At 36.5% G+C, this 26,470-nt stretch carries 28 protein-coding genes; 19 read left to right on the top strand and 9 right to left on the bottom strand.

Going from position 1 to position 26,470, the window contains the following annotated elements:
* Positions 1 to 145 precede the first annotated feature (145 nt).
* The 9 genes from PKC21_01860 to PKC21_01900 form a co-directional block, all read right to left on the bottom strand.
* Entirely contained in the window at positions 146 to 736 is a 591-nt protein-coding gene (locus PKC21_01860; GenBank protein HMR24076.1) for a cation diffusion facilitator family transporter, read from the bottom strand.
* Positions 737 to 747: 11 nt separating this feature from the next.
* Positions 748 to 1,605 carry a cation diffusion facilitator family transporter gene (locus tag PKC21_01865; GenBank protein ID HMR24077.1) on the bottom strand — a complete coding sequence of 286 codons (858 nt, stop codon included), beginning with the start codon at positions 1,603 to 1,605 and terminating at the stop codon, positions 748 to 750.
* Positions 1,606 to 1,608: 3 nt separating this feature from the next.
* Positions 1,609 to 4,728: a CusA/CzcA family heavy metal efflux RND transporter gene (locus PKC21_01870; protein ID HMR24078.1), complete on the bottom strand. Its 3,120-nt coding sequence runs from the start codon at positions 4,726 to 4,728 to the stop codon at positions 1,609 to 1,611.
* A gap of 12 nt (positions 4,729 to 4,740) precedes the next feature.
* The gene (locus PKC21_01875) at positions 4,741 to 5,316 is read right to left on the bottom strand and encodes a hypothetical protein (protein ID HMR24079.1); all 576 of its coding nucleotides are present in this window, start codon (positions 5,314 to 5,316) and stop codon (positions 4,741 to 4,743) included.
* Complete coding sequence (locus PKC21_01880) at positions 5,313 to 6,539, bottom strand: TolC family protein (GenBank protein HMR24080.1); 1,227 nt, start codon at positions 6,537 to 6,539, stop codon at positions 5,313 to 5,315. The genes PKC21_01875 and PKC21_01880 overlap by 4 nt, the downstream gene beginning before the upstream one ends.
* A 759-nt stretch (positions 6,540 to 7,298) precedes the next feature.
* The gene (locus PKC21_01885) at positions 7,299 to 7,919 is read right to left on the bottom strand and encodes a hypothetical protein (protein ID HMR24081.1); all 621 of its coding nucleotides are present in this window, start codon (positions 7,917 to 7,919) and stop codon (positions 7,299 to 7,301) included.
* A gap of 32 nt (positions 7,920 to 7,951) precedes the next feature.
* On the bottom strand, positions 7,952 to 9,472 hold the full coding sequence (locus PKC21_01890) for a serine/threonine-protein kinase (GenBank protein HMR24082.1): 1,521 nt from the start codon (positions 9,470 to 9,472) through the stop codon (positions 7,952 to 7,954).
* A 3-nt stretch (positions 9,473 to 9,475) separates the two neighbouring features.
* Positions 9,476 to 10,651, bottom strand: coding sequence for a hypothetical protein (locus tag PKC21_01895; GenBank protein HMR24083.1), 1,176 nt, complete (start codon positions 10,649 to 10,651; stop codon positions 9,476 to 9,478).
* 155 nt (positions 10,652 to 10,806) lie between these two features.
* Positions 10,807 to 11,172 carry a helix-turn-helix domain-containing protein gene (locus tag PKC21_01900; protein HMR24084.1) on the bottom strand — a complete coding sequence of 122 codons (366 nt, stop codon included), beginning with the start codon at positions 11,170 to 11,172 and terminating at the stop codon, positions 10,807 to 10,809.
* Positions 11,173 to 11,332: 160 nt separating this feature from the next.
* Here PKC21_01900 and PKC21_01905 point away from each other — a divergent pair, with 160 nt between their 5' ends.
* The 19 genes from PKC21_01905 to PKC21_01995 all read left to right on the top strand — a co-directional run bounded on the left by PKC21_01905 (position 11,333) and on the right by PKC21_01995 (position 26,361).
* Complete coding sequence (locus tag PKC21_01905; GenBank protein ID HMR24085.1) at positions 11,333 to 11,809, top strand: hypothetical protein; 477 nt, start codon at positions 11,333 to 11,335, stop codon at positions 11,807 to 11,809.
* Between the two features lie 13 nt (positions 11,810 to 11,822).
* Positions 11,823 to 12,098, top strand: coding sequence for a hypothetical protein (locus tag PKC21_01910; GenBank protein HMR24086.1), 276 nt, complete (start codon positions 11,823 to 11,825; stop codon positions 12,096 to 12,098).
* A 148-nt stretch (positions 12,099 to 12,246) separates the two neighbouring features.
* The gene (locus PKC21_01915) at positions 12,247 to 13,008 is read left to right on the top strand and encodes a type IV toxin-antitoxin system AbiEi family antitoxin domain-containing protein (GenBank protein ID HMR24087.1); all 762 of its coding nucleotides are present in this window, start codon (positions 12,247 to 12,249) and stop codon (positions 13,006 to 13,008) included.
* On the top strand, positions 13,005 to 13,919 hold the full coding sequence (locus tag PKC21_01920; GenBank protein HMR24088.1) for a nucleotidyl transferase AbiEii/AbiGii toxin family protein: 915 nt from the start codon (positions 13,005 to 13,007) through the stop codon (positions 13,917 to 13,919). Before PKC21_01915 ends, PKC21_01920 begins: the two co-directional genes overlap by 4 nt.
* Before the next feature lie 322 nt (positions 13,920 to 14,241).
* Positions 14,242 to 14,535 carry a sigma factor-like helix-turn-helix DNA-binding protein gene (locus PKC21_01925; protein ID HMR24089.1) on the top strand — a complete coding sequence of 98 codons (294 nt, stop codon included), beginning with the start codon at positions 14,242 to 14,244 and terminating at the stop codon, positions 14,533 to 14,535.
* A 55-nt stretch (positions 14,536 to 14,590) separates the two neighbouring features.
* Positions 14,591 to 14,932: a hypothetical protein gene (locus PKC21_01930; protein HMR24090.1), complete on the top strand. Its 342-nt coding sequence runs from the start codon at positions 14,591 to 14,593 to the stop codon at positions 14,930 to 14,932.
* Positions 14,929 to 15,213: a hypothetical protein gene (locus tag PKC21_01935; GenBank protein ID HMR24091.1), complete on the top strand. Its 285-nt coding sequence runs from the start codon at positions 14,929 to 14,931 to the stop codon at positions 15,211 to 15,213. The genes PKC21_01930 and PKC21_01935 overlap by 4 nt, the downstream gene beginning before the upstream one ends.
* A gap of 2 nt (positions 15,214 to 15,215) precedes the next feature.
* Positions 15,216 to 15,539: a hypothetical protein gene (locus tag PKC21_01940; GenBank protein HMR24092.1), complete on the top strand. Its 324-nt coding sequence runs from the start codon at positions 15,216 to 15,218 to the stop codon at positions 15,537 to 15,539.
* The gene (locus PKC21_01945; GenBank protein ID HMR24093.1) at positions 15,523 to 17,997 is read left to right on the top strand and encodes a TraC family protein; all 2,475 of its coding nucleotides are present in this window, start codon (positions 15,523 to 15,525) and stop codon (positions 17,995 to 17,997) included. Before PKC21_01940 ends, PKC21_01945 begins: the two co-directional genes overlap by 17 nt.
* Positions 17,994 to 18,680, top strand: coding sequence for a hypothetical protein (locus PKC21_01950; GenBank protein ID HMR24094.1), 687 nt, complete (start codon positions 17,994 to 17,996; stop codon positions 18,678 to 18,680). Before PKC21_01945 ends, PKC21_01950 begins: the two co-directional genes overlap by 4 nt.
* Positions 18,680 to 19,549 (top strand): hypothetical protein, encoded by an 870-nt coding sequence (locus tag PKC21_01955; protein ID HMR24095.1) that lies wholly within the window; start codon positions 18,680 to 18,682, stop codon positions 19,547 to 19,549. The genes PKC21_01950 and PKC21_01955 overlap by 1 nt, the downstream gene beginning before the upstream one ends.
* 16 nt (positions 19,550 to 19,565) lie before the next feature.
* Positions 19,566 to 20,336 (top strand): hypothetical protein, encoded by a 771-nt coding sequence (locus PKC21_01960; GenBank protein ID HMR24096.1) that lies wholly within the window; start codon positions 19,566 to 19,568, stop codon positions 20,334 to 20,336.
* Positions 20,333 to 21,043: a pilus assembly protein N-terminal domain-containing protein gene (locus tag PKC21_01965; GenBank protein ID HMR24097.1), complete on the top strand. Its 711-nt coding sequence runs from the start codon at positions 20,333 to 20,335 to the stop codon at positions 21,041 to 21,043. Before PKC21_01960 ends, PKC21_01965 begins: the two co-directional genes overlap by 4 nt.
* The gene (locus PKC21_01970) at positions 21,040 to 21,954 is read left to right on the top strand and encodes a TrbI/VirB10 family protein (protein ID HMR24098.1); all 915 of its coding nucleotides are present in this window, start codon (positions 21,040 to 21,042) and stop codon (positions 21,952 to 21,954) included. Before PKC21_01965 ends, PKC21_01970 begins: the two co-directional genes overlap by 4 nt.
* A 10-nt stretch (positions 21,955 to 21,964) precedes the next feature.
* Positions 21,965 to 23,470, top strand: coding sequence for an FtsK/SpoIIIE domain-containing protein (locus tag PKC21_01975; protein ID HMR24099.1), 1,506 nt, complete (start codon positions 21,965 to 21,967; stop codon positions 23,468 to 23,470).
* A complete protein-coding gene (locus PKC21_01980; protein ID HMR24100.1) occupies positions 23,457 to 24,212 on the top strand; it encodes a hypothetical protein in 756 nt (251 codons plus the stop codon). The genes PKC21_01975 and PKC21_01980 overlap by 14 nt, the downstream gene beginning before the upstream one ends.
* 181 nt (positions 24,213 to 24,393) lie before the next feature.
* Positions 24,394 to 24,783: a hypothetical protein gene (locus PKC21_01985; protein ID HMR24101.1), complete on the top strand. Its 390-nt coding sequence runs from the start codon at positions 24,394 to 24,396 to the stop codon at positions 24,781 to 24,783.
* Positions 24,780 to 25,079, top strand: coding sequence for a helix-turn-helix domain-containing protein (locus PKC21_01990; GenBank protein ID HMR24102.1), 300 nt, complete (start codon positions 24,780 to 24,782; stop codon positions 25,077 to 25,079). The genes PKC21_01985 and PKC21_01990 overlap by 4 nt, the downstream gene beginning before the upstream one ends.
* Complete coding sequence (locus PKC21_01995) at positions 25,069 to 26,361, top strand: site-specific integrase (protein HMR24103.1); 1,293 nt, start codon at positions 25,069 to 25,071, stop codon at positions 26,359 to 26,361. The genes PKC21_01990 and PKC21_01995 overlap by 11 nt, the downstream gene beginning before the upstream one ends.
* Positions 26,362 to 26,470 lie beyond the last annotated feature (109 nt).

The following is a 26,470-nucleotide window of genomic DNA, read 5'->3' on the forward strand; positions in this document are numbered from 1 at the left end:
TAAATAGATATCTTTAAATTCTCTCATTTATTATCAATCCAACTCTTGCCTTGAGTTTTTAAATTCACAAGTGAGCCTTTCAGCTTTAAATTGATTTTTTGATTGTTTTTTAAACATCTAAAATTGTATTTTTTTATATACGTGATCAAGAATTTTTTGCGTCTTTGATGATGTGACGTGCGCCTCTCAAAATAATAGTGGCAATAATTAAGCCAATAGCAAGATCAGGCCAGCGTACACCTAGTTTCCACACAAGTATGCCGCCAAGAATCACACCTATGTTTGCAATAACGTCATTGGCTGAAAATATCCAACTCGCGCGCATATGAACTTCTCCATCTTTATGTTTTTTAATCAAAAGAAGGCATACAACATTGGCCACTAAGGCGATAGCTCCCATCCCCATCATAAATAGAGATTCGGGTTCACTTCCAAAGGCGATTCTTCGAACAATATCCACAATCACCATAAAACCTAGCAAGCTTTGAAAATAACCGCTAAAAAGAGCGGCTTTTGTTTTATGCTGAGATGATCTACCTACAGCGTACAAAGCAATACTATAAACAATGGCATCCGCAAACATATCTAATGCGTCTGCTATCAATGCCGTGGATTGAGCAAACCACCCAACACCAATTTCAAAGAAAAACATCGTAAGATTTATGCCCAAAAGCCAATACAACACTCCCCTTTGCTCTTGGTCTTTGATTTCTATTTCACATCCGCAATCTGACACTTCATTAATTTCTATATCATCTCTGCATCAATCGTCGAGTGCTCAATATGAAATTGAGTTCGAAGTATTTCTTTTAGAGTCTTTTTTACATTCCGTACATTGCTAGCTTCATCTAATTCTATGTGCCCTTCAAAACAAATTCTGTGATCATCCAATTGCCAAACATGAATATGAAAGACTCTTTTAACACCTTCAACTTTTTCTAACCTGTCCTTAATTTCGTTTATATTAATACCATCGGGTGTTGCCTGCATCAAAATCAGGATGGCCTTTTTCGTGAGTACACCTCCATGAAAGATGACATAAAGAGAAATTCCAATGGTTGCAAGCAGGTCGACTATGTTCCATTGATAATAAATGATCAAAATACCTGCAATAATCACAACCACCGATGCAAGTGCATCTGATATATTGTGAATAAAGGCCGCGCGAATATTCATATTGTATTTTGCACCCGCTGAATGCGTGAGAAGTGCAGTTGCTATGTCAATTACAAGAGCAATTCCAGCAACCCAAATCACTATCCATCCATCAATTGTTTGAGGACTTGTATAGCGAGAGATGGATTCGTACATGAGGTAGAAACCAACAAGAATAAGTGAGACACTGTTGATAAGTGTCCCCAATGTTTCAGCCCTTTGATACCCATAGGTCATGGTTGGACTGGGCGGTGTTTGTCCTATCTTTCGTGCAATTACAGCAACCAAAATTGCTCCAGCATCACTAAAGTTGTGAAGCGCATCTGCCAGTAAAGATAAACTTCCTGATATTAGTCCCCCAACAATTTGAGCTATGGTCAGAAGAATATTGATCCCAATGGCAATGTAAAGCTTTTTTGATTGTATTTCATAATCATGAATGTGTGCCATATTTTAAATCCCCCTTTGTACCATAAACCGGCTAAACACACTGTATAAACAAGGTAACACAACCAATGTTAGTATGGTTACCAAGAACATTCCAACCACTACAACCGTAGCTAAAGGCCTTTGGACTTCAGCTCCCAAGCCTGTTGACAACATCATTGGCAAGAATCCAAAAATATCAATAAGTGCTGTCATAAGCACAGGTCGCAAACGAACCATTGTTCCCTTATGAACCACTTCATCGACACTTAGACCTTGAGCTCGAAGTGTATTGAAATATGTTACCAACACCACACCATTAAGAATACTAATCCCTGATAAGGCAATAAAACCAACTCCTGCTGAGATACTAAACGGCATTCCCATAAACTTCAGGGCTAGCACACCACCAATCAAAGACATAGGCGCACAGAAAAAGATGAGTAAAACTTGTCCTATATTCTGAAAAGCAAAGTAGATCATCATCAGAATAGCTAACAAGGCCAAAGGAATAAGAATCTTTAACCGTTCTTTTGCAGTCTGTAGATTTTTAAAACTCCCTCCCCATTCAATGAAATATCCTTCAGGTAATTTAATTTGTTCATCGGCAAGTTTCTGTGCTTTTTTGACAAAACCCTCAATGTCTCTGGTTTCAGGATTAATTAAAACTGCGACTCTTCGTTGAGAGTTTTCTCTAGAAACAGAAGAAAAGGTTTCTACATAATCAATCGTAGCCACTTTCTCAATTGGGACGGTATACCCTTCGGAGATACCCACCGGAAGAGTTCGGATAGTTTTAAGATCCTTACGTTCTTCTCCAGAAAGTCTAGCAATAATGGGATAACGTTTTACACCTTCATAAATACTACCTATCTCTCGCCCACCCAAAGCTGTTTCAATAACGTCCAACACCGGACGATCACTGACGCCTAATTGACTCAACACTTCCTGCTTCGGTGAATACTGAAGCATGGGTGCCTTACCACTGGACTCTGACTCCGCTTCACCAACACCTGGAACTTGACTGAGGACATTGGCAAGATCCTTTGAATAGTCAATCAAGAGATCAAGATCGTCACCATAGATTTTTGCAGACACTTCCGCCCGAGTTCCTTCAAGCAGTTCATTAAAGCGTAGTTCTACAGGTTGTGAAATAAGAAGAGTCTGCCCAGGAACTGTTAATTCGAGCTTTTTCCGAACTGCCTCAATGAGTTCTTTCTTGCTTTGAATCGACCCACTCCATTTGTTTTTTTCATTGAGCATCACATAACTGTCAGAGATATTTACTCCCATCGGATCAGTTGCAACTTCGGCTGCACCAGTTCGCGCAAATACATCTTTTACTTCTGGAAATGACTTTATAACCTTCTCAGAAATTCGCTGTAAGTCAACCGAGTTTTGTGTACTGATGTTAGCAGGCCTAATAAACTGAACTGCGAAATCCCCTTCATCTAATTTGGGAATAAACTCTGACCCCATCTGGGAAAACAAAAACACACCACCAAAAATAGAAGCTATACCTATAGACATCACCAAGTATTTAAACCTGAGTGCCTGCTTTAAAACAGGTTGAAATAGTTTTTCTGTAACTCGCATCAAAATGGTTTTGTTTTCACGAACCTTTCCGCTCATGATCGTCGCACTTAATGCCGGTACTAACGTAAAGGACAAAAACAATGCCGAAGCCAAGGCCATAATAAAGGTCTGAGCCATCGGAACAAACATTTTTCCCTCTACGCCGGTAAGAACAAGTAATGGAATAAATACAACGATCACAATCATTTCGCCAAATCCTGCTGCTTGTCGAATTTCAATCGAAGCATCAATGACTTCTTGTTTAACTTCTTGACGTGATAAATCTCTTTTTAATTCTTGACCCTTTGCATGTATACGTCTGACACAATTCTCCACCACAATAACAGCACCATCAACAATGATTCCAAAGTCTAAAGCACCTAAACTCATAAGGTTTCCGGAAACCCCACGCCATTTCATTAAAATAAATGTAATCAAGAGAGATAATGGAATAACAATGGCCGTGATTAAAGCTGCACGAAGGTTTCCAACCAAAAGCATGAGAATAATGATCACGAGCGAAGCACCTAAAAGAAGGTTATGTTCTACGGTACCTAAGGTAGAGTTAACCATCGTTGATCGATCATACAGAACATTGATTTCAACCCACTTTGGGAGTGTTTTTTTAATTTCGTCCAGTTGTTCTACGACACGAATAGATACGGTTCTACTATTTTCTCCTAAGAGCATGAAGGTGGTTCCGATAATGGACTCTTCACCATTGACCGTAGCCGCTCCGGTTCGAATCTCTTTGTCTAATTTAACAGTAGCAATATCTTTAACTCGAATAACTTTTAAGGTTGAAAGCTGTTTAACAACCACATTCTCAATATCTTCTATACCTTTAAGGAGGCCGATCCCACGTACCAACAATTGTTCACCGGTTTGTTGAATGTAACTCCCCCCTACATTTACATTTGTTTGAGAGATGGATTGCTCTATGTCGTCGAAGTGAATTCCATATTGAGTCATTTTAGGAATATTGGGTTGAACAAAAAATTGTTTCTCAAAGCCTCCGATCGTATTAACTTCTGTCACACCTTTTGTAGTCAAGAGTCTAGGTTTAATCTGCCACTCCTGGATAGACCTTAACTCCATAAGTTCCTGTAGTCGCTCTTCAGGATCTTGAGAAGGCTGCTTGGCTTCCACAGAGTAGTGAACAATTTCCCCTAAGCCCGTACTGATAGGTCCCATTTGTGGCATGACATTTTCAGGAAGTTCAATGGTTTGAAGACGCTCAGAAACCAATTGACGGGCTCGGTAAATATCAAAGCCCTCATCAAACACCACCGTCACTTGAGAGATACCGTAACGAGAAATCGACCGAACGGTTTCCACCCCTGGCATTCCATTCATGACATACTCAATCGGAAAGGTAATCATACGTTCGATCTCTTCGGGGATAAGCCCATCAACCGGTGTATTGATTTGAACTTGCGTATTGGTAATGTCGGGGACCGCGTCAATAGAGAGCGCTTGAAAAGCTTTAACTCCAAACACAGCAAGAGCCCCTGTCGCGATAAAAACCAATAATCTGTTTTGTACTGAAAATTTTATAATTCGATTAATCATACTTGTACCTTCCTAATGCCCGTGACTGTAGTCTGAGGTGTCCTGCGCGTAAACATCAGCCACACGTAACAATTCTACCCCTTGAGTAACAATGAGTTCGCCTACCTTGATAACCGCCGTCACTATATAGTGGTTTTCCTCTTCACTTTGAATATTGACCGGGATCAATTTGAAGAAGTGATCGTGGTATCGGTAAACAGCAGTGGTATTTTTGATTTGAACCAAAGCTGATTTCGGAATTTTAAATAAGGAACCATTTACTTTTTGATGATCAATACCTAAAGCAACATAAGCCTGTGTAGAAAGACGAAATCCTTTTTCATCATGAATTTCAACGACGGCTTTGCCTTCACCCACTTTACGATTGCCTTCTTCATGCCCTTCTTCTCCATGCTCATCATGTGCTGAATCTTGATCATGAGATTCATATTTTGCATGATCTTTTGCTTCCTTTACTTCAGCCTCTTGTTCGTGAGAGTGTTGATGTTTTTCAGTTTCTGCACTAACCACGGCCGTAAATATCAAACACACAATCAGGGTTGCTATCGCCCAAGAAAACGCATGTATTTTAAAAAACGTTTTTCTCATTGCAGTTTTCCTTTGTCTAAATTTCCAGTGAGTCGATATATATTCCATAATGCCTCAATTGCTCCAAGTTCAAATGACAATTGAGCCTCACTAAAATCAATCAGTTGTCGATGAGCTTCAATTACCAGTGCCGTAGATACTACACCTCTGTGAAATAACGACTCAATTCGCTTGTGTTTCTCATCCATAGTTTCACGCCCTTTGTAAGTTTGAAGGGCTTTATAAAAGCGTTGATATTTTTCCTTCCAAATATCCAAATCCATAGCTGCTTCACGTTCTATATTTCTCCAAGAAAGTTCAGCAGTTTTTACATTTGCGTCTTCAAAAGCTCGACGTCCTTTATTTTTATTCAAGAGAGGGAGCGGCATACTTAGTGCCGCTCCAAACAAAACTGCCTCTGATCCTATGCTCTTCCCATAGCCAACAGCAGGACCTAAATTTATATTTGGAGTTTTTTTTGAGTTCTCTTGCGCAAGCCGTGTGTGTGCAATTTTAAGTTTTTGTTTTGCATCTAAGACCTTTAAAGATTTATGAATGTCCTTGAACGCATAAATATCACTTGGCAATGAAACTTCTGCCGGAACAACCCTGTCAATTGCAAGTGAAGGACATTCACTAAAAAAAGCTAAATGTTTTTCAATATAAATTTTTTCAGATTCTTTTTGGATAATATCAAAACCATACGCACTTGATGCCAATTCAAGTGTATCCATTTCTATTTGTTGTTCAGGTGAACGAGATGGTAATTTTTTTAGACGCTCCCGAATACGGTCAAATGCATTTGTGGCTTCATAATATAATTTAGATATTTCTTGTATCTGTTTCAGCCGGTAAAGCTTTACAACTGAGTCAATCATAACGGCCTCTAAAGCTTCTCTTTTTTGCAATTCCGTCATCTCAATTTGTGCTTCAGCTGATTTGATTCGAGCTGATCGTTTCCCTCCCAATTCAATCGTATGTTGAAGAGAAAAAAACGTGTCCGCTGCAAATTGAGAATTTGGACTTCCAAAAAGTGCCTCTGCATTTAAATTTGGATTGGGGCGTTGTTTTGAAACATCAGTTAATTTTTGACTTACTTGAGTTTGAAGTTTAGCTTCTAATATCAAGGGGTGGACCTCCTGAATACGACTCAGCAATTCATTTACGTTGTTTATTTGGCATAGCTCACTTCCATAAGCTAAGCTTGCAAAAACAAAATTTAATACCAAAATATATATTTTCATCACGGCAAACCTTTCTAGTGATGTTATTTACAATAATATCAACAATATTTTGTAAATGTATATCAATGCGTTAATTTAACTGTATTGCTGTTAGTTTATATACAGATAACTATTAGCTTGATTAAATTAGATCGTTAAATAATTTGGTTGTATATATTTGGCGGCTGCCCAGGACATTTAAGAAAGGGAGTTTGAATTTTTAAGTTTGAGTTAAAATAAGAAAGACTTTTAGTCTGATCTAAAAGATTTAAACTTTGATTTGTCAAAGTCACATAGTGCAATCCATTACAATGATGACGACAGTGGTCTGAAGATCCGCAGTCAGTACAATCTTGATGCTCTTTAAGAGTCTCTATTTTAGATCCACTATCAGCTTTAATTTGTGAAGTTGAGTCATTTGAAACAAGATGATCGGAGATGTTAAGAAACTCAATACTGGTTCCTAATAACAAGCAAAAACAGATAATATATCTCACAACACTATTATGAATCATAACTCAAAAAAACACTAGCATAAATATTTCATTATACAAATTTTTTAAACCTATCTTATGGTCACCTCACACATAGTTTTGAATAAAAACAAAACAGGAGGGTTTATTTTTTAGTGAGGTTTAATCAAAAGTAATCACATCTAAAATCAACCCCTAAGAACTCCAACATGTTTTTTGACAAGCTTTTGCTCTGTTTGGATTTATGATTTCTCTATAAGCGCACTCTCACTTAATATTAATATAACAAAAATAATTAAAATCGTATTTACTTTAAACCAAATAAATCTATAGAAACCAGCCCTATGTTAGCTCCAACTGCAGACCAAAAAATTGTTTGGTATCTCTTTGCTTTTCCAGGGTTATAATGTCTTCCGCCAATAGTATCTTCACTGGCAAATAATATTGCTGAGGTAATTGCTATAGTCGTTAAAGCGCCTTCAGAAATAGCAAAGAACTTTCCTTTTTTCTTATTTCCTCTTTTAAAATGACCGATGCCATAGGGTAAGTAGCGTTTAATATCTTTTTTTGGTTCATACGGTTTAAGGTTTAGTTTGTTTGTAGGGCTTGCAATAGATTTTTGAATTTGTTTAAACTTTCTTTTACATTGCTTAGAAACATCAAACTTGTCTAAATTTTCCACATATTGATACGTTAACGCAGAGTTAAAAAAAGACTCCATTTTGTCAAACTGACCTAGCTCACAATAAGAAAAACCCATAATCAAATTAGCTTCTACAATTTGATCTATATTATTGATTTTCATCTGATTTAAAGGCTTTTCTAATTCGTTAATAGCTTTAAAATAGTTTTTTTCTTCTAAAAAACTCTTGGCTTTAAAAATTGTAAATTCTGATTGCTCTGCACTATATGCAGACGCTATAAGCATAAATAGAAAAGCAGAAAAAAATGATGCTAGCCTCACGATTCAGGGCTCCAATTAACGCTATACTCCTTACCTGATCCAATCATTATTTTTTCAATATAGCGTAAACCTTCAGGAGATCTTATTGCAACAAGATATTCGCCATACTTTAATTTCATATTTTTTTTATTTAGATCTACAGGCGCACCATTGATATATGCTTCTGAATTATTTGGAGCATTGATAGTTAAAAAGCCATATTGAGCTTTTTGCTTAGGTTTTGTTTTCTTATTTATATTAAAATTAACAGAAGTTTTTTTCTTTAAAATTTCAGGTTTATTTAACTCATCTTCAAAGGGTAAAACGGCGTTTTCTAGTACTAAGTTTAAGCCTGACAGTGAGTTTTCTTTTTCCACTTTATTTTCTAACTCAGCCGGTTTCACAACAACTTGCTTGTTCTTATATTGATATAGCCCATATGCAATAGGAACACTGATTATTAATACAAGCAGTATAATAAATGCATTTAAGACTTTTTCGGCTCTAGTATTAATTCCATCGTATACATCTAGTACTTTTTGTAACTTCGTTTCTTTGTTTTTTGAAATCGTTGATAACGCGCTTTCAACATTCAGTACTTTAGTAAAAGGCATAAGCTGCTCATCTTTTTTGTATGTTTTTAAATAGTCTTTGAGTTTATCTGCACCCTCCTCTTTCCATTCTGAAGACAAAAACTTTAACAAACTTAATCTGAGGCTTTTAGCGTCTTCAAAGCGATCATCAGAATTACGAGCCATAGCCTTATTCATTATTTCTATTAACTCATCGGGTACATCTATAATTGGATCTGCATTAGAAACTTTCTTATATTCACGAATTTGATTTGCAATTTCATTATGAGTCATCCCTTTTAATACAAATGGACTAAAACCATAAATATACTCATGCAGCATGACGCCAACTGCATAAATGTCTATTTTATGTGTTATGGTTTCAAAGTTTACTTGCTCAGGAGAAAAGTAATTGTCTTTGCCCTTAATAAAACCAAGCTGAGTTTCATTCCTTGGTAAAGCACCTAAAGCAATACCAAAGTCTGCTAATTTAACAAAACCGTCGTAAGACAAAAGAATATTCTGAGGACTGACATCTCTATGAATGATGCTCAGAGGCTCATTATTGTGTTGTTTTTTATGAGCATAATCGAGGGCTTTAAGAATTTCAGTTATAACATGGAGATAGACTTGCAAAGGAAGTGTTTTGTTTACTTTTCTATGTTCTTTTAAAAGCTCATTTAAATCTATTCCTTCAATGTATTCAAAAGCAATACAAGGATCATTGTCATACAAAAAGTACTCATCGAAAGACACAATATTGGGGTGATTGAGCAAGCTAATGATCTTGGCTTCTTCACTAAACATGGTTTTAAATTCATCTGAATCTGCTTTAGGTCTGATAATTTTCTTAATAGCAACCGTCTTTTTACAATTGTCTAAACCAAGTTTTTCAGCCTTAAATATTTCTGCCATGCCCCCTTGAGCGACTTTGCCCAAGATTGTATATTGCTCAGAAATACCCATTGTCTAGTCCTGACAAAGATAGTGATTTGCTGCAAACTGTTTACTGTTGCCGTTGATTGTATTGAATAACGTGGCTCTAACATCATTATGACGGGTCCAAATAAAGCTTTCTTCCCAATAGCGAACTTCTAAGTTTCTAGTATACGTTGCAAAGCCTTGGTCATTGCTTACAGCTGCTCCAAGATCATACCAATCTTGATGATAAGGGGCTGTTTGATCATAGTCACAAGGTGATGCAATTTGAGCACTCCATCTACGTTCAAACTGCACTGGCTCATCAATTAAAACCGCATCACACTCACCTAAGACTTTTACAGTAAACGCAAAATCATGAGTTTGATCATGAGGGCTCTCTGAATATTGAACATCAGAAGAAACTGCTTCGATAAACTTATCTCGTGTTGTTTCTAACTCTAAAATAATTGGTTGAACATCCAACATACTGGGAACAACCGCAGTTACTCTAACTTCTTTTTTGTATTGATCAAGGTCAGTAGCACCTGCAACAACATCAAAAGTAATTTTTCCGTTACTTGCAGTTGTATAGGTTACACTGTTTTCAAAGCTTGATTGATCAAGTGAGCCATTGCTTATGGTCACTAACACATCTGTATTAGCTATAGGCTGATCATTGGGTCCAATAAGCTCAACAACATAGGGAACACCAAATTCTTGGTTTTCACGAACACAGTCAGGAGCGCCGTTATAACCAGGTCCAGACTCAACTTGTAAAATAGCAATACTGGCTGTTATATCAAAAATCGCTTCTCTTTCACCTCTTGGCCAATAGGCTTTAATTTGAACCTGCTCAGTATTGGGCCCAAGACTTACAGTTGCTTCTGCTAAACCGTTAGCATCAGTATAGGAAACTGAAGTAACACTTGCACTGCCCATGATAACAGTAAATTCAATTCTTTCATTTTCAGAGGGCAATGCTTCATCGTCAATAGCTCTAACAACCAATGGAAAAGCCAAGGCTTGATTGATTACACCTACTTGTCCATTTCCACTGATGATTTCTAAAGCAACATCCCTATCTTCTACAAATTCAGTTTGACTTAAAATATCTTGGCCTAGACCACATGATTGAAAAAGGATTATCAATAGTGCTAAAACCGCAAATTGCGCTAAAATTTTAAAGTTATTTTCTATGTAAGCATGTACCATTTGATGTGTCATTACCATATTTTACATACTATCCGCAAGCGGCATATTGTGCTTTGCGTTACTTGACACTTATTCTCAACTCTTTAACTTTTTACTGGGTTTAGTTTAAATAAAACTCTATTTTCAGAAGTTATAATACTGAATTTTTGAATTATTTTAAACTAAACTCAGCCTATGTCTTTTAAGGCTTTAGCAATTTCAAAGATGTAAGCCATTTGACTTTCATCAAACTTACTCATGATATCCATAGTTTCAGACTTTAACTGTGTTTTTGAACCATACTTTTGCCGTATTCTCAGGTTTTTTAAGGGCAAAAGGTCAAAGTCATTGATGATCAGATATTTTAAGAACGTTAACAATGCAGGTGTAGATCTCAAACTCTCTATTGAACTGACATAGTTTGCTGTCATACCTAGCTTTTTAGCAACATCTTTGCTTTTAATTTGAGAGTGCTTTTTACGCTCTTGTTTACATTGAGCCATGATTTCTTCTAATAAAGCTTTTGCTTGTTGATCGATGTTGTTTTTCTTCATTTAAAACCTGTCTAAGTTTATAAAAGTTAAACTAACAGGCTTTTTCAACATAATAAATAGCTATATAAGTGCTATTTTTAGTTTATAATACTTCTATTTATGCTATAATAATCTTAAAATACTGCTAATGGTGTTAAAAACCCTTAAATGAGGCTTATCTATGAAACAAAAAAGTAGAATCTATAAAAAGGATTTGGATGCTGCCCTTAACTTCTTAAACAATCACCCCGATGGACAATGCATTATGCTTGCTGAACATATCTTAACCGCTATGGCCAAAGGCAAATTACCAAGAGTAAAACAATACATTATCAATGCAAACTTCGACTTTAGAGAAATTATAGATTCAAAACAGTTTCAAGAAGATTTAGAAAACAATCAAAACAGTGAAAGTTACCTTAATCATTCAAAAACCAACGGTTTGGTTAAAGTCATTCTAAACCAGGACCGTTTTCACTTTGTTATGTTTTATAAGCCCAATTTAAATAAAAACGAAGCTGCTTTATTTTCTCAAAACTATTCAGCAGTCATTAGATCCATTTATTCGCTTTTGGGTATAGACATGAGCAAACACAAAGCCAAGCATGCAGCTTTTACAAAAGAAACTTCTAGTTTTGATAGTCTGGTTTCAGAGTAATTAAATTACTGCTATGAATAAAAAGAACACTCACATTATTCATCTACACAATGAACTAGATAATAAAAAGTATCAGCGCTACTTTTTACAACAAGCCTTAGATGAAACTGTATCTCTTCGTATAGAGATTGCCTATATCTATGATGTCCTTGAAACTCTATGTGCCTCAGATGATGAGTTAAGAGCTTTCTTAAAAATCACAGATAGACTTGAAAAATCTTCTTTGAGACTTAACATCATTTTTAAAGCGCTTGAAAAAATTCAAAATCAGATAAAAGAGAAAGCTTAAATATTCGCTTTTAATAGCTAAAATAATGCACTATTGTTACAAACAACTATACATTTCACAACTAATAGTTGTTAAATTATATGCTATATTTAACTTGACTTTAGTTATACTTTTATGTTAATATCACAACTATAGGTTGTTGAATAAGATGACAAAATTAACTAAAATATTGCAAGAATGGCTCCCTGAAGATATCCACTCTATGAAATGGTTTAAACAACACGGTATCAGTCAACAATTGGTTCACAAATACTATACCTCAGGCTATTTTGATAAAATAGGACCAGGAGTCTATAAAAGGCCAAATGATAAATTAAACTGGGAAGCTGGTATACGTCTCCTTCAACATGAACTAAATAAAAAAATACATGTAGCCTCAAAATCAGCATTAGAACTTAATTCAGTAATTCATTATGGCGTATTAGGTAAAAAACCAAGTGTGTTTGTTTGGACATACTCAAAAGAAACTATCCCCACGTGGTTCAAAAAATTGAATTTTAATTGTAACTTTTTTTGGACTCAATCAAATTTACTGAAAAGTCAAAAGCTTGAGCTTAAAACTCAAAATTCAGGTTTTGATCTAATCATAGCATCAAGAGAACAAGCAATATTAGAGTATATATATGCAAGCGATTTAAGGTATTCATTTGAAGACGTTACACATTATCTTGAAATGCTTCATTCATTAAGACCAGACGTATTACAAAAATTACTGGAAAACTGTTCTTCAATAAAAGTAAAACGAACCTTTCTATACCTTTCTGAACAGCTGAACCATCCCTACTATAAAAAGCTCAATTTAAAAAAAATACATCTAGGCACTAGTCGTTATGTAATTGTAAAAAATGGTATGCTTGATAAGAAGTATAATATTACAGTACCTAAACAATATCCGGAAAATCCATTTTGAATAATAATCCATATCAACAACAAGTTGAATTGTTGCTTAAGGTCATTCCTTATGTTTTTAAGCACTCATTCTTTGCTTTAAAAGGTGGAACAGCAATTAATCTATACTACAGAAACATGCCTAGATTTTCTGTTGATATTGATCTTTGTTTTTTACCCGTAGTAGATAGAAAAGAAACTTATACTAAGATCCATAAAGCTCTAGATACCATCAAGACTGATATAGAAAAATATCAAAAATTAAAAGTCACTCTCTCAACTCCAACACATCAAAACAAAGAAACTAAACTAACCGTCTATGACCAAAACATATTCATCAAAATTGAACCCAATTATATTTTAAGGGGATCAGTATACAAAGTTAGCCAAAAAGAATTATGCATAGATGCTAAACAACAATTCAAACTTGAAAACACGATTCAATGTCTTGATATAGCTGACATATATGGCGGAAAGCTTTGTGCTGCCCTAGATAGACAACACCCAAGAGATCTTTTTGATATTATGATCTTATTAAACAACGAAGGAATTACTGAAGAAATAAAAAACAGCTTTATTTATCACCTACTGTCATCGAATAGACCTATACATGAGCTTTTAGAGCCTAATGAAGTTGAAATTGAGCAAGCATATCTCCAAAACTTTCTTGGCATGTCTAATACCGAAGTATCTCTGAACGAATTGCTATCCATAAGAAAAAAGTTTTTTGCCTTAATTAAAAATATTCTAAAAGATCAAGACAAACAATTCTTATTAAGTTTTGTTCAAAATCAACCTAATTGGGAATTATATGCTTTTCCAAAAATCAAAGAGCACCCTTCAATCAAATGGAAGCTTCTTAACCAGAGCAAAATGAATGAACAAAAATCTAAAAACTATATTAAAAAAGTAAAACAGACTTTAAACATATAAAAATAACCATAATGAGACACTGTTGCCTAAGACAAAGTCACATCAATGCCTCAGCCGCGTCGCATTATATTTTGCTGTTATTTTTTCATCTTTGTAAAAACCGTTCGACTTCCAAACTCGACCGATTTTTTTTCGGTCAATGTTGACTCAAAATCCTACGCTTTTTTTATTTTTATCCTTTTTTAAAAGTTGGCACGCATCCTGCTTTGTAGATTTGCATGTCACTTAGACCATGGTGGTTTAAGTAAAATAAAAAAGGAGAAAAATATGATTAGTAACATCAACTGGCGGGTTTTTATAAATTTCAACCTAATCCCTGGTCGTGCTTAACACAGACATTGGCGGGTTAGAGATTATTGAAGATGAATTCAGTGAACATGAAAGAAGATTTGTTGCACAGCAAATGCACTATCTTCCGATGTCTGAGTTCTTGGTAGCACATCTTCATTTTTACAGAGGACATTCTTTACAAGAGATTGCTTCAACAAGCGGCATCTCAGTGAAAAAGATTGAGGCTCTGTATAAGCAAGCATTGGCTAGCTTAAGGCGTGTCTATCACAAAAGGTTTAACAGACCTAAGCCCTTGGGCTTGAAGGCGGGTTTATTAACAATTTAAACTTTGTAAGAAAAACAAAGCAATTTTTAAAATTTAACAAAAAGGAAAATAACAAATGAATAATTATAACAACAATAAAAATCAGCGAGACAAGTCTCGTGTGTTTCAACTAGAGTGGCGTGATCAGGATAGAAAATATCCAGCAGGTGTAGGCTTTCATGAAGAAGGCTATGATGAATACAGACTAAAAATTGATGTGTTCTCCCCTTCTCGCAGATACTACGTCAGAGCTGTGGAGTTTCATAGTGCTGATACCAAGTATCGCTTGGAGACCATTGATGACAATGAAACCAAATCACGTAAAACTTTGGGTGAAGGTTATGAGACTACTACTGGTAGCATCAAGATAGAAATCCCACCGTACAAACATGACCTAGTCCTAAGAAAGGTAAAGTGAGTCGTGTAGTACTTGGCGGGTTTATATTAATTTTTTCTATGGCTATCCCAGAGATAGCCTGGGCCTTTGGTGGATTTGAAAGCAGAATGAACAATCTCACCAATCAGCTCATTAGCGTGGTTTTACCCCTAATGAGTGTATTGGGATTGATTTATGCTGTGCTCTTATCTGTCACAGGGAGTGGTGAAGCAAAAGGTAAAATCTATGCTGTTTTAGCATGCAGTGCCATTGGTTTCATGGCTCCACAAATCATAGCATTCATTCAGAGTGCTGCGGGGTAATTGTGATGTCGTATCTTGAACAAAGCGAGATTCATCGGCATCTTGATAGCCAATTTAAGATCTTGGGCTTTAATGCCCAAGATCTCCTCTTGGTTCTATTGATTGCCTCAATCAACAATCTTATTTTTGGGCAAACACCTTTAAATCTCATCATGGTGTTTATTGTGCCTGCTGTTTTAGCCTTGTTGCTGATTCTTGGCAAGCGCAATAAACCTGATGACTTTTTAAAGCATTATCTGCGCTATCAAAGCCAATCAGGGTTTTTTAGTGCTGCTCAACAATCTAAACACATTCACCAAAGGAACAAACATGTTATTACAAAATAAAACAAACATGGAGGCTGCTGATAAGCGGCAGCTTCCAGCGTATCAAAGCTTAAGCGATCAACTGCCCTTTTGGCGTCCATTTAGAAACTGTATGGTCTATGAAGACGGCTCATTAGGGAAGGCTTTTCAACTCCAGGGTATCGATATTAATTTATCTACTCCAGAGAGTATCAACAATACACTGTTACACATAAAAAACATGATTAATAGTGCACATGAAGGGTTGAGTCTGCAGTTTTTCTACAGGCTAACCTCCAATGTTGATCCAATCATCAATAAGCATAAAGCTCTATCAAGTGAAAGTAATAGTAGCTATAAAAGTATCGCTCAGCATCGCTTTAACTTTTTAAATAAAAAGAACACAGACAAACTGTTCTTTCAACCAGAGCTTTATGTTTTTGTTCGGTCACAAGCGCATAAACTTTCAAAAGGCAATGTCTTACAAAGCACTAAGAAGTTTATACAACTCTCTCAAGCGGACTTTGATCAACACTATTATGCTTTTGAACGGCACGTCAAGCAGATAGAGTCTTCACTGCAGCATTGTAATTTTAAGCCGATCAAACTTAAAATCAATGAATGGTTTGACCTGCTTTATGAGCATTTAAATTTAGACAGGTTAGATAAAGTACAAAGAGCTCAATACAATGCAGCGGGTGACTTTGTCTCTCAGTTAACCCTTACCGATCTGCATGTCAGCAAAGAAAATATCGAACTAGGTAGACTCAAGTTTAGAACCATTAGTCTACACACTTTACCTGAAGGTGTGAGTACTGCTTCGATGGTGCAGAGTATTTTAAAACTGCCCTTTCACTGCTGGATCTCTCATACCATTGAAATACCCACACAGAAAAAAGAAATGGAAAAGATGGCAGTGCATAGGCGTTTAGCCCATTCTATGGCCAACGGTTCTAATGGTGTTAGAGACTTAGAGTCTGAAAACAAACTCAATCAGATTGAGTCTTTATCCAAAGATTTATTAGAAGGTACAGAAAAGTTAGTGAATTGTTCTATGAACGTGATTGTCTGGGGATACACCGATCAAGATCTTGATTTAAAATGTGATGAAGTTTTAAAAGCATTTACCCATATGAATCAAGCGCAAGGGGTGATTGAAACCTATGCTGGACTTGATGCGTTTATGGTTAACATACCTGGTGTCTGCAATACTTTTAGAAGCAAGAAAGTAAAAAGCAGCAATGCTGCACATATGTTCCCTGTGTTTAGCGCATGGCAAGGCAATAACGAACCCGTATGTTTATTAAGCAATCAAGACAACATACCCTTTAGTCTTAATCCATTTGACTCAAGCTTACCCAACTGGAATGGCTTGGTTTTTGGCGGTTCAGGATCTGGTAAAAGCTTTACTATCTCACAACTAATGCTTCAGTTCTATGGACAAAAGCCAACGCCAAAGATCATTTGGATAGATAATGGTGCCTCTTCACAAAAACTGATTGAAGTCTTGGGTGGTGAGTTTATCAACCTAACCACTGATTCAGATATTTGTCTGAATATGTTTGATCTACCCAAAGGTCAAACAGTTCCCAGTGCCAACAAGATCAAGCTGATCCTAGCTGTTTTGGAAAATATCTTAGTCGATAAACATCAACATATCTTACCCAAAAGAGATAAAGCACAGTTAGAAGAACTGATTTTTAAAACTTATGATGACATTGGTGTTGATCAAACACCAACACTATCAGATTTTAAAGAACAGTTAACTAACAGTGAAAACCCAAACATGCATGCCTATGCCCAGATTTTATACACTTGGACCGGGGATACTATGTACGGGAAAATGCTGGATGGTCAAAGCAATGTCAACATTGATAAAGACTTAGTCACCATTGAGATTAAGGGCTTGGATGCTTATGAAGATCTGCAAAATGTATTCTTACTGCTGTTTACTGACTTCATTCAATCTGAAGCATCACGTGAGCTGGATAGGCCGTACTTATTGATTATAGATGAAGCTTGGAAATTGTTTGAAACACCCAGTGGTTTGGCTTTTACTTTAGAAGCATACAGGACCTTTAGAAAGTTCAACGCCGGCATTTGGGCCATCAGTCAAAACTACAAAGACTTTCTAAGCAATACCGCCATGGCCAATTCTATTTTCCCTAACACAACATCTACCTTTATCCTAAAACAAAGAGGCATTGACTGGGAAGACTTTAAAGATAAGCTGCAGCTCAGTAGTACTGAGGTAGATGCTGTAAAGTTTTTGACCATGCAAAAAGGGAAATTCAGTGAACTGTTTTATATGCAAGATACTGGAAGATCTGTATTGCGATTGTCTTCTGACCAACTGGCCTATTGGATCTGCACCACTGATCCCAAAGATAAACAAATCATTCATACTGTTCAACAACAGTTTCCAGAGAAAACATTGCTCGAAGTTTTAGAGCATATTGTTTCTGAAGACTTTAATAATAACCAAAAGGAGAAAAAGTGAGATCACTTAAACTTGGCGGGTTTATTTTAATCATATGCATAAGCACCAATGCTTATGCCATATTTGGTAGTGCTGCGGCTATTCCACATCTTATAAAGATCGTAGTTGAAAGTAAAAAACGTTACAATCAACTACGCAGTGTCTTGCGTGAAGGCAGAGCACAAAGACATATTCTTGAGCAGGTCAACAGTGGTTTGGATAGACTTAATCATATTCAAAGCGCTTTACCTATTGAAGATGAAGCAGTTTTAAAAGAACTGCAAAGTATGGGCATTGCTCTAAGCACGATCAAAGAACTGTATGGAGATATCCCAGACAGTGCTGAGTCTGCAATTCAAGAACTGCATGATAAAAGCATTGCTGAGAGCTTAAAGATGAACGTGAACATCTCTAAGTACGCCAAAGAGCAAGAAGACAATGCCATCAAGATTACAGAATCTGCCAATGCTTTGAGCCCTAAAGGTGCTTTGCGTGCTAATGCTCAAACCAATGCCCAAATTCTGCATACCTTAAATCAATTGCTTAAAGTCAATGGTCAGATGCTTAAACTGCAAAGTGAGAAGCTGGCTTTGGATAACAAGTACAGCAAAGACTCAGTCAATCACTTTAACACTGTAGGCGACGATCTTAAAAAGTCTAAATCCATGTTCAGTGATGGCTTTAAACTGCCGGAGTTTGAGTAATGTTTGGCTTTTTACCAGAGGTCTGTGGTGAAATTAGAGGTCATTTGGTGTCCGCTTATTGGATGATGCTGGTTCCTTTTGTGCTGTTTTTGATCATTCTAGAATTCTTAAATGTGGATGAGCATACCCCCAATCCAATGAATATCCTTAAAAGAACCGTGATATCAATTATCATACTGCTGTCTTTTGAACAGATCATGGGGATCATTGCTATGGTGGGTGATGGCTTAACTGAGCACATCAATGGCATTGGACAATTGACTGATCTATTGGATGAGATTCAAAAGAACTATGAAGAAACGTCCCCTAAGTGGTTACAGTTTAGAGAAGCTCTAATCTTTGTGATTAACTTGGTGTCTTATCTCATAGCCTATATTGGCATCTTCATTACCAACATTCTCATCCAATTTGTCTGGAGCATATTGTATGTGGTGTCACCTTTGATGATTCTGATGTATGTGTCACGCTACACATCGTTCATAACAGCAAGTCTGTTTAAAGGTTTGATTCAGGTAACCATTTGGAAAGTGCTATGGAGCATTCTAGGAGTCATGCTGTTAAAGTTTGCTGTCAGTCCAGAAGTACAAAGTTGGGATAACTTTTTTACCACAGCTTTAGTTAACTTATGTATTGGCTTCAGCATGATTTTTGTACCCATTGCTACCAACTCACTGATCAGCAGTGGATTGCAATCAGTAGCAACTGGCGTATCAGCCATGCCCGTCATCAGTGCCGGACATAAGTTTAAACAAAGCTTTATGTCTTCCAATAAAGATAACACAAAGTTTGATGAGCCAAAAGCTCAGCAAAAACACTACGGTCAGCATAGGGCTAATCGTAGTTTTAACAATAAACAACAGGAGAAGTAACACTAAGGAAACCACCATGAACAATACAAAACAAACGGCGGGTATCAATAATCTTAACCAAGGAGTCACAAAAGAAACATCTTCTTTTGACTCCGATCAAGTCACGACAAAGTCTGATATCAGACTTCGCGATGACCTTATAAACCATCATGATGAAGAACACTTCATCAAAGATGAAACAAAAATTGAAAATCTGGATTATAAAGAAGACAAATCCTCTTCTTACATTGATCCAGCCGTCAAGCAATGGACAAGCACAGTAAAAAGCTTAGAGCTGTTTAAGTTTTTAAGCATAGGACTGATTGTTATTACAATTGCATTGTCTGGACTTCTTTACATGCAGATCAACAAACCTTTTTTGGCGTATGATCGCGCAGATAAAAAAGTCAAAGAACTCTCAAGTATGAAGCTGACCAATGAAGACGTCAAAGACTTTATTGAGAAGTTTGTTGAACAGCGCTACACTTGGAAAGAGTTTGATCCAAAAAAGATCACCTATGCGCTTAAGCCCTATGCCACCAAGACTTTTTTAAAAGGTCTTTCAGATCTTTTAGGAAACAAAAAGGCCAAGAACAAACCGGGCGAATCCATTGAGCAGTATGTCACAAGAATCAAACCGATTTTAACCAATACTGATTCTTTTGCCATCTTTGATCGGATCTTACGTATCAATGATATCCCCATCATTGTCCCAGTTCAAATTAAGCTTGGGATTATTAAAGGCCGTAAAACGTCTTTTAATCCCATGGGTTTGTATGTTAATTCATTAATCGAGTTTGAGAATTGATTCGCTATCTATTGGCGGGTCTATTTTTAATTAACATAACAAACAGTCAAGCAGATGTCATACGACATCTGCAGGCTTCTCAGCATACGCTAAAACCTATTTATCTTAAAGTAGGCAAAGCGACCATCTTGCGCTTTACTCAAGCGCCATCTCATATTGTTCTGGGCAATCCAGCACATTTTGAGACGCAGTTTCTGGGTAATGACTTGATCATTCGCCCCAAGAATGAAGGCAAGAGCAATCTCTTTGTGTACAATGATACGGGTACCTTAAGCTTTATTTTAAGGGTTGAACGTGACGGGCTAAACTTTGATGACTTGGTTTATATCAATGCATCCAAGTCTAAAAAAACACGTAAAGCACACACCAAAAAGTTTAATCGGCATCTGTATTTAGGCAAACGTTTGATCTTTAAAATTGATTCTATCGCCTTTGATCCCAACTCAAAGGTCCACAGAATCAACTTTAAAGTCAAAAACCTAAAAAGCAAAAAGCTTAAGTCTAAGCATATTAAAGCTAGGTTTAGACTCTTTAACCGTGTCTTTAAAGTTAAGCATAAACTAGATATCAACAAAGAACGCTTGAGCAAACATCAGGTAGTTTCTGGTCGATTAAGGCTAAAGCTTAAAGACAGGAAAAGCTTTACGCTTGTCATTCAATACAAACATTTAAACACATCCATCATCATTCCAGGGAGGTTTTTATGAACAGTAGTACTGTTAGTAAAAAAGGGTTCAAGGCTTGGTTAACCAAAGAAGATGGCGCAAAGACGGTGATCCATGTCAGAAATTTTGGCATTGGATTATGCTCATTGATGCTTGTGGTGTCTTTGGTCTCTATCTACTTTAGAAAGTCCAAAAACAAAGTGATTCGTCAAAGCAATGTCATGCTGATTGAATCTGTTCCAGAAGATACAGTTGCAGCGGTTGTTTCTGAAGAAAATATAATGGGGATTTCACCTAAACCTGTTAGACAAAGACCAAGGCGAAGTAAAAGAAAGCCAGCAAAGCGCAGGCGTTTGTATGACTATGGTGGTCCCATGGTGATTCAAAACACCAATCACCATAAAATACCACCCAGAGGTATCCGTATGCAAGGTACACTCATGCATCAAATTGATACAAGAATGCCTTCAGCTGTAGAAGTGCTTTTGACTTCTGGCATCCACTACAAGGAAAAAGAGTACTTCCCTCAAGGCACCATTGTCTTAGGCAGTTTCTCTTATCCAGGTTCTGGAAGTCAGGTCTACCTTAAAATGGATAAAGCCATTAAACCTGATGGCAGTATTCATCAAGTCAATATACGGGCACTTAATTTAAAAAACAAGCAGCTGGGCATTGCAGGCAAACGCAAAAGACAACATGGCAAACGTCTTTTATCCACCCTTGGAACTACCATGGTGGGTACCACCAGCGACGTCTTAACCCAGCGTGAAGCCTTAAATCAATTTGGTGAAGCCACCATCAAAGCAAGCTTAGGTAATGCAGCACTGCAAAGTGTGTATCGCATGGCTGAACTTGAAACCCAAAGAAACTTAAACGAATTTGCTCAAAACAAAGAGTACGTCATTGTCCCACAAGACACCGTCCTTTGGATTGAGCTTTTACCCAAAAGATAGGAGAAGCATTATGGAAAAACACAAAAACGATTTTGACTCTATGGGAGAGATTTTAATCTTCATAGGCACCATCATCAACATTATTTTTACTGGAATCTGGAGAGGAATCAAAAACTTTCCAGCCAATCACATACTAACGTATGCCTTTATAGCCTTAGGTATTGGTTTAGCTCACTTTTTATCTGGGAGTAAGCAACATTTATTAACCTTTACTGCTTGGACTGGGTTTATAGGCAAGTTTATAGATCCATGGGCCTACATGATCTTTGATTCACACAGGATCTATTACTATTTAGGTCTGCTCAGTGTGTACATGGTTATCATGTTGTTCTTCATTGGTGGGCACTTTGTCCTGCAGCAAAAAAGCATTCAAAATAAGCTCGATAGACTCAGCCTAAAGAATGGCTCAGGAGCTAAAGCACAAGTCAAAAGCTATCACAAGCTCAACTCCATGCAATCGAAGATGCATGTCTTTGCTCCAGGCTTAAGCTTAAATGACTTTGAAAGCAAAAAAGATCAGCTTGCTTCTGCCATGCAAGTAGCCGTAGAAGATATACAGCAAAGTCATAAGCATGGCTATGTAGATATCTACTTATCCAAGAAGCCTATGCCGCAAAAGTGTAATTATTCAGACATCATCTTACCTTCTGAGTATACATTTAAATTGGGAGCATGTCGTGAAGGGAGTTTTACTCAGGACATAACTAAGCTTCCTCATATGCTCATAGCAGGAACCACTGGTGGTGGTAAATCCATGTTCTTTAGGCAAGCCTTGCTTGGTTTGTTGGAAAGTTCAAAGAACATTCAGCTCCACTTAATCGATTTAAAAAATGGTGTTGAAATGAGTGACTTTGGTATTTTGCCCAATGTTCACATTGCCAAAAACAATCAAGAAGCCAGTAAGCTCATCAAAAAAATACACGATGAAATGCAATCACGTTTTAACCTCATTGCCAAAATCGGTAAGAAGTTTATCGTTCCAGAACGGGATGAACTTGATCGCATTGTTGTCGGTATTGATGAAGCCAGTGTCTTATTTGCTAAGCCGCAAAGTGCCCCTGCCGCTGTTAAAGCACAAACGGATTCTACCCGGCATCTTGTCAATGAAATAGCCAAGCTAGGTCGTGCTGCGGGTATTCATTTGGTTATGGCAACTCAAAAAGTAACCAAAGAAACCATTGATACACATATCCAAGACAACGTTGAAGGTCGCATGATCTTTAGAATGCAAACCTTTCATGGGTCTAGCAATGTCCTTGGAACCAATGCTGCTAATAAACTCCCTAACATTCCAGGGAGAGGTATTTGGAAATGTGGTCCTAAAGAGTTGGAGCTGCAGGCACCATTTATCTCTGAACAAGAGTTTGATTATCGCCTTAAACAAATCAAAGGCGAGTTTGAACTTGGCAATAGGAAAAACCAACAAGAAAATATGTCTACAAGAAAAGTAGTCCATTCAAAGGCCAATGGCGGCTATAAAAAATCGAAGGAAGGAGAAAAAAATGACCATAGCTAAAGCCAATAAAATTGTTACACCCAGAGATATTGCCATCTTTCAATATCTTTATGAAAATAGAGTCGCAACCGTCCAGCAAATCAATCGTGATGTTTTTGGATACAAAGCCAAAAGTGTCGTTTGTAAAAGGCTTGACAAGCTCAACAATGGTGGCTGGATTAAACGAGGTTTTGCCTTGTTTGGCAGCAGGACCCGTCACACTTATTCTATTACTGAGGAGACGTTTCAGCGTATCATAAAAAACGATGTATTTGATTATACCTATACTCAAATACAGAGTGACTCAAAAACGCATGACATTACCTTAGTTGATATAAAGCATAGCTTAACTCAACTTAAAACGGTCACCGATTATAAAACTGAAAACATCGTTTTACAGAATAAAAAATCAGATGCAATGTCTTATGTAAACCTGTCTTACCACATAAGAAGTGATGCTCTTATGACGGTAACCCTTAATCAGAATAGCGACTTTGTTTTTCCAATTGAGTACGAATCAATCAACAAAAAGGAAAAACGTTATGCCAGCAAAGCTGCCCAGTATTATGCAGCAGCTGAATACAATATTGTCTTATACATTTATTCTGATCCACAAATTTACAAAAACCTGACTCAAGCTGAACAAAGTATTGTCCAAGATGAACAATACCGTTTTTACTTTTGTAAAACCAACGATGTCATAAACCACTCTGGTTCTGTGACATTTACCAATCAGAAAGGAGAAACAATTATGATTGATTAAGTCAATTTTACTAGAGACCTAGTGTTAGAAACAAACTAGAGACCATGTTTGTAGAGCGTAGCTAGGGTGAAAACTTTAAGGTACTGAATTAACTTGTTTTTTAAACGCTAAAAATCAAGAGAAGTTAGGTCAGTTCCTAATATGAACAAACTTATACAATAAACTAAAAGGAAATAAAAACATGAAACAAAAAATGAAAAATGTTCGTTTAAATATAGATGAACAAGCCAATAAAACAGTAGAATTAATGTTAGATCATTTAAAGAATAATAATGATTACATTAAAATAAATGCATCTAAATTGACCTCATGGATCATACAAAGATTCTATGACAATTCATTTAAGAGAGAAAAAAGTAGAATTATTTCTGATCATTTTCAGAAGGTTGATTACTTTAAGTCTATCTTAAATGATATGGATGAATCTCTTGATCCTGAAGCCATGTTAAAAATGATGCAGAAAAAGATAAAATATGCTCAACAAAATGTGGTTTTATCAGAATCTAAATCATCAAGTAGTATGAAACCTGTAGTAGCAAATGTTTCATCAAACTCTGAGGTGCAAGCTTGAATCCAAGCATCTTGGCGGGTTCACATTTAAATCAAAAAGAAACATTAAAAGATCATTCAGAGTATGATATACAAGGACATAAGAGGCAGGATGCTTCTGTGTTCATTGACAAGAGAATAGATGATTTGTTGACTGTAGATGAATTGGCTTTGTTGCTTAAATGCAGCAAAGGTACCATTCGTAACTGGGTCTATCAAGGTAAAATCCCTGTGGTACGCCCTGCTCCAAGAATGGTCCGATTCAACATACATGTAATTCAAAGGTGGTTATCGGAAAGGAGCTTTTATGGCTACTAAAGATAAACAACCAAAAAGAAAATGGGTTAAAGTCGAAAAATGCGTTGGCATTTTTAAGATTTTAATCTGGGATGAAACTAAGAAAGACTATATCGACCTTAAGTCTTCTGATCCACATCTAAGAGCTAGAAAATACAAAGCTATCAAAAATGTAAAAGTTTTAGGTAAGTGGAAACAAAAAACCAAAAACTTTTCTACGCTCGATGAGGCTAAGAATTGGAGACGAAAGGATTTAAAAAAGTCAGATATTACTTCATCAAAGACCAAAAGCTATACCTTGAGGCAATTAATTGCTGATTGGAGAGCTTGGTCTAAACCACCCAGGTTAGCTCCGCTAACCTGGCAAACCTACGGCAAAGATATTTCACATTTTAATGTGATGTTAGATATTCCTGTAGAAGAAATTACTGCTTCAGATATTGATCAATGGCTTTCTTATGTTATTGATCCAAAATATCCGAAGAAGAAACTTCGCACCTCTTTTTATAGAGAATTGAAGGTTCTTACGGTCATCTTTAATTGGTACCGGGAGTATAAAAACCCAAAGTTTCAACACTCCATTTTAAAACGCCATAGAAGAGACTGTTACTTTAAAGAGAAGGCAGGAAAACCTGATATTTCTTTATCTGTTCAAGATTTAGAAAAATTTCTCGCTCAGTTAAAACAAGAAACAAACCCAATGTATTATTACTTGGCATGGTTTCAAGCTTTAACAGGAGCACGGATAGGTGAAGCTTGTGGTTTAATGTGGGACTGCGTGAACTTTCAAAGTCAAACAGTAGAAATCAAAAGAGTATGCAATTGGGATCTTTGGACCAAACAACCCAAGATCCGAGAAAACACCAAAACAGGTGTTTTTAGAAAAATTGTCATGCCCGAAAAATTGGTTCAACTACTGACTGAATGGAAAGCGCTCAACCCTGAACAACAATTGGTATTTCACAGAAAAGGTGAATTGATTAAGTATAATGCTATCCAACGTGCATACAAAGATGCCTTTAAAAAACTAGGGCTTCCCATGCGCTCTACACACGTTTTAAGACACTCTTTTGCATCAATCTATGCAAACCAGACGAGAAACATTCGTGGTGCTCAAGCAGCTTTAGGACATCAAGATCTTCGTATCACTCAGCATTATGCAAAAGTCACTGAGCAAACCCAACGTGATGCCATTGTTGATTTTGAATTTGGTAAAATTAAAAAATCCAATCCTTCTCCTGATAACGGAGGGATGAATAATGTAATTTCTCTAAATTCAAAAAGAGCAAACTGTGTTGGATAATATTAATTTCTAGAGCAGTTTGTTCAAAATAATAAAACCGTCAGCAATGAAATTTTTTTATCTTTCCCATTTCTTTCCCAAAAGGACTATATGAAAAAATTATTAAATG

The sequence above is a fragment of the Oligoflexia bacterium genome, assembly GCA_035326705.1.
Taxonomy (GTDB): domain Bacteria; phylum Bdellovibrionota_G; class JALEGL01; order JALEGL01; family JALEGL01; genus JALEGL01.